Origin of the sequence: Pseudomonas sp. PS01299, from assembly GCF_029960145.1 — a bacterium.
In the GTDB taxonomy this organism is placed as follows: Bacteria; Pseudomonadota; Gammaproteobacteria; order Pseudomonadales; family Pseudomonadaceae; genus Aquipseudomonas; species Aquipseudomonas putida_A.
In genome coordinates, this window is the sequence record NZ_JASCPO010000392.1 from 1 (window position 1) to 3,141 (window position 3,141).

2 protein-coding genes are annotated in these 3,141 nt (G+C 62.2%); both read left to right on the plus strand.

All coding sequences use genetic code 11. From position 1 onward, the window contains the following. Window positions 1-185: 185 nt before the first annotated feature. Window positions 186-2,123, plus strand: a complete 1,938-nt coding sequence (acs, locus tag QMX91_RS30130; RefSeq protein ID WP_098965651.1) for an acetate--CoA ligase — start codon at window positions 186-188, stop codon at window positions 2,121-2,123. 51 nt (window positions 2,124-2,174) lie between these two features. Further along, entirely contained in the window at window positions 2,175-3,047 is an 873-nt protein-coding gene (locus QMX91_RS30135; RefSeq protein ID WP_282413835.1) for an oxygenase MpaB family protein, read from the plus strand. The last annotated feature ends 94 nt before the right edge of the window (window positions 3,048-3,141 follow it).

Below are 3,141 nucleotides of genomic sequence, written 5' to 3' on the forward strand. Positions count from 1 at the left end.
CGATCGCGGGGTGTCAATCAGCATTGATGTTGAATGACACACCGCGATCGCGAGCAGGCTCACTCCTACAGTTGTTTTAGGGTGTATTCAAAATCAGGCTCAAACATCAGATTCCTGATGCGGCTTGAACCCTTGGCCCTCTCGGCGCATCTTTATTCTTCGCACAACAAGAATAAGGAACCGTCATGTTCGATATCAGCACGTTCCCCAAAGCCGATGCCGTCCGCCGGGCTGCGCAGTTGAGTCAGGACGACTATAAGCGTCTGTACCGCGAATCCATTGAACACCCCAGCGCCTTCTGGGCCGAACAGGCCACCCGCTTCCTCGACTGGAGCACACCGTGGCAGACCGTTCAGCGTTACGACCTGAAAACCGGTGAAGCGTCCTGGTTTGCCGGCGGTCAACTGAACGTCAGTTACAACTGCATCGACCGTCACCTCGCCCAGCGCGGCGAGCAGACTGCGATCCTCTGGGAAGGTGACGACCCGGCCGAATCAGCGCAGATCACCTACAAAAAACTTCACCATCACGTCTGCCGTCTGGCCAATGTGCTGAAAAGCCGTGGGGTGAAAAAAGGTGATCGGGTGTGCATCTACATGCCGATGATCCCCGAGGCGGCCTACGCCATGCTCGCCTGCGCGCGGATCGGCGCGATTCACTCGGTGGTGTTCGGCGGCTTCTCCCCGGACTCCTTGCGTGACCGCATTCTCGATGCCGACTGCCGCACCGTGATCACCGCCGATGAAGGCGTACGCGGCGGCAAGTTCGTGCCACTCAAGCACAACGTCGACAAGGCCCTGCAAAGTTGTCCGGACGTCAGCACCGTCGTCGTAGTCGAGCGCAGCCAAGGCAAAGTCGATTGGGTCGAAGGCCGTGACCTCTGGTATCACCAGGCCGTGCGTGACGTCAGCGATGACTGCCCGCCGGAGCCAATGGATGCCGAGGATCCGCTGTTCATCCTTTACACCTCCGGCAGCACCGGCAAACCCAAGGGCGTGCTGCACACCACTGGCGGCTACCTGCTGCAAGCGGCGATGACCTTCAAATACGTGCTCGATTACCGCGATGGCGAAGTGTTCTGGTGCACCGCCGACGTCGGCTGGGTGACCGGCCACAGCTACATCGTCTACGGCCCGCTGGCCAACGGCGCGACCACGCTGATCTTCGAAGGCGTGCCAAGTTATCCGAGCACCTCGCGCTTTTGGCAGGTGATCGACAAACACAAAGTGAACATCTTCTACACCGCACCGACCGCCCTGCGTGCGCTGATGCGCGAAGGTGCCGGGCCGCTGCAGGAAACGTCGCGCCAAAGCCTCAGATTGCTCGGCAGCGTCGGTGAGCCGATCAACCCGGAAGCGTGGGAATGGTACTTCAACGTGGTCGGCGAGCAGCGCTGCCCGATTGTCGATACCTGGTGGCAGACCGAAACCGGCGGGATCATGCTCAGCCCGTTGGTCAGTGCACAACGCATAAAACCGGGTTGCGCCACGCAGCCGATGTTCGGCGTGCAACCGGTGCTGCTCGATGAGCACGGCAAGGAGATCAAAGGCGCCGGCAGCGGCGTGCTGGCGATCAAATCCAGCTGGCCGGCGCAGATCCGCAGCGTCTACGGCGACCCGCAACGGATGGTCGACACCTACTTCAAGCCCTACCCCGGCTACTACTTCACCGGTGACGGCGCACGCCGCGACGAGGACGGCGACTACTGGATCACCGGACGCATCGATGACGTGATCAACGTCTCCGGCCACCGCATCGGCACCGCCGAAGTGGAAAGCGCGCTGGTGCTGCACGACAGCATCGCCGAGGCGGCCGTGGTCGGTTACCCGCACGACGTCAAAGGCCAGGGCATCTACGCCTTCGTCACCCCCATGAACGGCGTCGAACCGAGCGATGAGCTGAAGAAAGAATTGCTCGCCCACGTCAGCAAGGAAATCGGCAGCTTCGCCAAACCGGACCTGATCCAGTGGGCGCCGGCCTTGCCGAAAACCCGTTCAGGCAAGATCATGCGGCGGATCCTGCGCAAGATCGCCTGCAACGAACTTGACAGCCTCGGCGACACTTCGACCCTGGCCGATCCGAGCGTGGTCCAGGGCCTGATCGACAAGCGCCTGAATCAGTAACATCTCCGGCGCGGCCAACCGCCCGCGCCCGTCCACCCGCAATGAGTTGTCATGGAATTCATCCGCAGCCGTATCGAACAGCAACTCATGAGCCTGACCGGGCTGTCGCTCGGTCAGCTTGACCTGGAAAATCCCAAGGGCGATCCCGGGCTGTTCGGCCCGGACTCGATCAGTTGGCAAGTGCACGGCGATTTCAGCAGCATGCTGATCGGCGGCATCAGCGCGTTGTTGCTGCAAGCCCTGCATCCGCTGGCGCTGGCCGGGGTCTGGGACCATTCGAATTTTCGTCAGGACATGCTCGGTCGTTTGCGCCGCACCAGTCAGTTTGTCTCCGGCACCACCTTCGGCTCGCGCCGTGACGCCGAATGGCTGATCGACAAAGTGCGCAGCATTCACCTGCAGGTGGTCGGTACCGCGCCGGATGGCCGGCCGTATGCCGCCAGCGATCCGGACCTGCTGACCTGGGTGCATGTGGCCGAGGTCAGCAACTTCCTCACCGCACATTTGCGTTACCGCAACCCGCAATTGTCGGCGGCGGATCAGGATCGTTACTACGCGGAAATCGCCGTGGTCGCCGAGCGCCTGGGTGCGCGGCATGTGCCGAAATCGCGGCAGGCCGTGGCTGACTATCTGCAATGCATGCGCCCGCAACTGCTCTGTGATGAGCGCAGCCGCGAAGTCCTGCGCCTGCTGCTCGATGCCCCGGCCCCGAGCGTGCTGGCCCGACCGTTTGGCGACTTGATGATGAAGGCCGGCATCGATCTGTTGCCGGACTGGGCCAGCGCCATGTTCGGCATACGGCAGAATCCGCTGCAACGCCAGTTGATCCGAGCCAGCGTGAAGCGCAGTGCGCCGATGCTGCGCTGGGCGATGCGCAACGGTTCGGTGCAGCGCGCCAAACGCCGAATGGGACTGCTGACCTGATTTATACACAGAACCTGTGGCGAGGGAGCTTGCTCCCGCTGGGTTGCGCAGCGACCCTCGGAATGTTGCGAGCGCTTCGCACTCGAGCGGGAGC

What these genes read in the sequence shown, in the direction of transcription:
- QMX91_RS30135 (WP_282413835.1), top strand. Translation starts at nt 2,175, where the DNA reads ATGGAATTCATCCGCAGCCGTATCGAACAGCAACTCATGAGCCTGACC.
- acs (WP_098965651.1), top strand. Translation starts at nt 186, where the DNA reads ATGTTCGATATCAGCACGTTCCCCAAAGCCGATGCCGTCCGCCGGGCT.